Annotated in this window: 3 protein-coding genes; all 3 read right to left on the bottom strand. The window is 48.0% G+C overall.

What is annotated here, in order from left to right:
* Positions 1 to 1,088: sugar ABC transporter permease (locus tag ON064_RS17375; protein ID WP_274625760.1), on the bottom strand; the 1,088-nt coding region annotated here is incomplete at its 3' end.
* 13 nt (positions 1,089 to 1,101) lie between these two features.
* Positions 1,102 to 2,622 carry a sugar ABC transporter ATP-binding protein gene (locus ON064_RS17370; protein WP_274625759.1) on the bottom strand — a complete coding sequence of 507 codons (1,521 nt, stop codon included), beginning with the start codon at positions 2,620 to 2,622 and terminating at the stop codon, positions 1,102 to 1,104.
* Between the two features lie 83 nt (positions 2,623 to 2,705).
* Complete coding sequence (locus ON064_RS17365) at positions 2,706 to 3,836, bottom strand: sugar ABC transporter substrate-binding protein (RefSeq protein WP_274625758.1); 1,131 nt, start codon at positions 3,834 to 3,836, stop codon at positions 2,706 to 2,708.
* Positions 3,837 to 4,119: the final 283 nt, after the last annotated feature.

Genomic DNA, 4,119 nt, shown 5'->3' with positions numbered 1-4,119 from the left:
ACGCCGAGCAAGTTCATGCCGCTCGACAAGGAAGCCATGACGATCGCGCCGATAATAGCGCCGGTGACTTTGCCGACACCACCGGCTGAAGAAACCCCGCCGACATACGCTGCGGCGATGGCATCAAGCTCGAACAAAGTCCCGGCTGTCGTTGTTGCCGACTGCAGGCGCGCTGTGAACAGGATACCTGACAAAGCGGCAAGCATGCCCATCGAACCGAAGACAATCATGGTGATTTTTGTGACATTGATACCGCTTAAATGAGCCGCTTCCGGGTTGCTCCCGACTGCGTAAATATTGCGCCCGAGAACAGTTTTGGTCGATAGGAAATGGTAGATCACAACGACGAGCAGCATAATGACGACCGTCCACGAGAATCCGTTGTATCCAGCCAGCACCCACGTAATATAGCCGATGATGAACGATACAAAAACCAGTTTCAGGATAAAAATTGGAAGCGAAATCACATCGAAGCCGTATTTCACTTTATTGCGGCGTGTGGATAGTTCGCTGTAAATGTAAAGGGCGATGCCGATGAACCCGACGAGCACCGACAGCAAGTGGAGGCCGTTCACTTCCACGAGCGATGGGATGAAGCCATTGCCCAGTGCATTGAACAAATCGTCGTTGACGATGATCGTGCCTGTCGATTCCGTGACATTAAGCAAAGCCCCACGGAAAATCAACATTCCGGCCAGTGTCGCGACAAACGACGGGATGCCGATTTTCGCGACCAAAAAGCCATTGAACAAGCCGATGATGATCCCGAACACCAAGACAATCGGAATGACGATCCACACCGACAACCCCATCTGCGTCAGGAAAATCGCCGCCACGGCGCCAAGGAAGCCGGCGACAAAGCCGACCGATAAATCGATGTGGCGGATGACGATGATGAGCGTCATGCCGACTGCCAGCACGGCGATATAGCCGGCTGAATCGAGCAAGTTGCTGATGTTACGGGATGACATGAACAAGCCGTCCGTCAAGACCGAAAACGTCAGCATGATGACGAACAATGCGATGTACATGCCGTAATCGCGGATATTTGTTTTGATGAGAAAGCGCGCTTCATTGAATAAACTCATGGATACCTACCCCCTATTGCGTTGCCAATTCCATAATGGCTTCTTGTGTCGTATTTTCTCTCGACAATTCTCCAGTGATTGCGCCTTCCGCCATCACGTAGATGCGGTCGCTCATGCCGATGATTTCGTTCAATTCAGAAGAGATCATGATGATGCTCATGCCTTGCTTGATCAGTTCATTCATGATTGTGTAGATCTCGAATTTCGCCCCGACATCGATTCCCCGCGTCGGTTCATCGAGAATCAGGATTTTCGGACCCGTAAACAGCCATTTGCCGAGCGATACTTTCTGCTGGTTGCCGCCACTTAGCTTGCCGACTGCCAATTCAAGCGAACTGGTTTTTATTTGCATCGATTGCCTGTACTCAGAACCGACTTTCACTTCCTCATTCAAATTCAACACACCGCTTTGCGAAATGCCTTTCAAATGGGCCGCTGTGATATTGTTCTTGATGTCATTGATCAAGAACAATCCGTTGCCTTTGCGGTCTTCGGTCACATAAGCAATTCCCGCTTTGATGGCATCGCTTGTATGCTTGAATTGAACTTTCTGGCCATTGACCTGCATATCGCCTTCCACTTTGTATTTCTTCGGGTTGCCGAACATGCTCAGCGCAAGTTCCGTTCGCCCTGATCCCATCAGACCGGCGATCCCGATGATCTCGCCTTGTTTCACTTGGATATTCGCTTTTTTCACGACGTGGCGGCCGAGCTGAGTGTCGTATGCCGACCAATCGTTCAACTCGAGTACTGTCCCGCCGAATTCATGATCCAAGCGTTTCGGGTAAATATCCGCGATTTCACGGCCCACCATATTCTTGATGATGACACTCTCGGATATTTCGCCTTTATGCGCGTCCAAGGTGACGATCGTTTTTCCGTCCCGCAAGATGGTCGCTTTGTCAGCGATCGAAATGACTTCTTTTAATTTATGGGAAATCATGATGCAGGTGATTCCTTGCGATCTTAATTCTTTCAATAGGTCCAATAAGTTCTCGCTGTCATTCTCGTTCAAAGCAGCGGTCGGCTCATCGAGAATCAGCAGTTTGACGTCCTTGCTCAAAGTCTTGGCGATTTCCACCAATTGCTGCTTGCCTACCCCGAGGTCTTTGATCAAGGTTTCCGGGTCGACATTCAATTTGACCTTTTTCAGCATCTTCGCCGACTGAACAATCGTTTCATTCCAATCCACGAACGGGCCTTTGCGGATTTCGTTTCCGGCAAAAATATTCTCGTAGACCGTCAGATCCGGAAACAGCGCCAGCTCTTGATAGATGATGGCAATTCCGGCTTTGACGCTATCGTTGATTTCATTGAACCGCTGGACTTCCCCTTCGAAGACGATGTCCCCTTCATATGTACCATAGGGATATACGCCGCTCAGCACCTTCATGAGAGTTGACTTCCCTGCCCCGTTTTCGCCAATCAAGCAATGGATTTCTCCGCGTTCCACTTTGAAATTGACGTCATCCAGCGCTTTGATTCCCGTAAACTCCTTGGTTATACCGTTCATTTCTAAAATATAGTCGCTCATTTCTACGCCTCCCCTACAAAAACCTCAAAGAATGGAGAAATAGTGATAGACAGCGCTATCACTATTCCTGTGTCCTATTGTTTTTACTCGATGCCTGTAAACTCGCTTGCTTCGTAATATTCTGTGTCGATCAATTCGGATTTCACATTTTCTTTATCGACTACGATAACGTCCGTCTGTTTCGCTTTCACTTCGCCTGCTCCGTTATCGTAAGAACCTGTTGTTTCCGGTTTGTTGCCGTCCAACACTTCAACGGCCATGCCCATTGCATCCTGTACTAGTGTGCGGACATCTTTGAAGACCGTCATCGATTGTTTCTCATCGATGATGTATTGGATTGACGCTTTCTCAGCATCCTGTCCTGTAATCGTGTAATCCGTCACAGCAGAATCCGATCCGAACACGTCTGCAATCGAGCGTGCCGTGCCATCGTTCGGCGCCAAAATTGCTACATCGCCTTTCATGTCTTCACCTACTGAAGTCAAATGCGTCTGTGCTTTGTTCTTGGATTCGTTCGGATCCCAGTTCGTTGTGACCTGGCCGATGATTTTGCTCAACTGGTCGCGGTCCAATTCTTTCGTATCAGACAAAGCTTCCGCTTCGCTGGAGTTGGCAATCTTGAATGTGCCGTCAGCGATTTTCGGCTGAAGCACTTCCCATGCGCCTTGGAAGAACAAGAACGCGTTGTTATCTGAAGAAGCTCCTGCATACAAGTACAACGGGATATCAGAGCCTTCTGCATTATCGATCAAATACTGGGCTTGTGCTGCACCTACTGCCAATGAATCGAAAGTTACGTAGTAATCAACTGCATCCGTATCCGTGATCAAACGGTCATATGCAATAACCGTTACGTCATCCGCTTTTGCAGCTTCTACAGCAGCTGCTGCTGCAGCCCCGTCATGCGGAGTGATGATCAAGACTTTGATGCCTTTGTTCAATAAAGCTTCAACGTTCTCTTTTTCTTTAGCTGAAGACCCTTGGCTGAAGAGAATTTCAGTTGAGTAATCTGATTCCGCAAGTGCATCTTTAAAGCGTTGCTCATCCTGCACCCAACGCGGCTCATCTTTTGTCGGCAAGACGATTCCGACATCCACCCCAGAACCTGAACCTGATCCTGAACCTTCTTCCCCTTCGCTATTGCATGCGGTTAAAGCCAAAGCGAACAACACCAGAATCGTCAGCAGCAAAAACCCTTTAACATTCTTTTTCATATCTTTTCCCCTCTCCCTTTGTAAATATAAGTAATTACTTCTTAAGTATAAATTCTGAAAACTTAAATGATAGCGCTTTCACTAGCACTCTTTTAACATCATCTGTACTTTTTTAACTTTTCGTATCAGAAGCTGCATCGATCTCTTCTTCGTTCATATTTCCAGGCAATAAAAAAACGCAATTCCCTTGTGATGGGGATTAGCGTTTTCATCTTGTCTAGAAAGGCGAGAAGTCATATTTTCCGAAGCTTATCGCTCGCTTTCCGCGGGCGGGAATCGAGCC

Source organism: Planococcus sp. A6 (assembly GCF_028823615.1).
Lineage (GTDB): Bacteria > Bacillota > Bacilli > Bacillales_A > Planococcaceae > Planococcus.
The sequence above is the reverse complement of the archived record's forward strand: the minus strand, read 5'-3'. Positions and strand labels throughout refer to the sequence as shown.

Excerpts from the sequence above, each read along its gene's own strand:
- ON064_RS17365 (WP_274625758.1), bottom strand. The coding sequence starts at position 3,836 with ATGAAAAAGAATGTTAAAGGGTTTTTGCTGCTGACGATTCTGGTGTTG.
- ON064_RS17370 (WP_274625759.1), bottom strand. The coding sequence starts at position 2,622 with ATGAGCGACTATATTTTAGAAATGAACGGTATAACCAAGGAGTTTACG.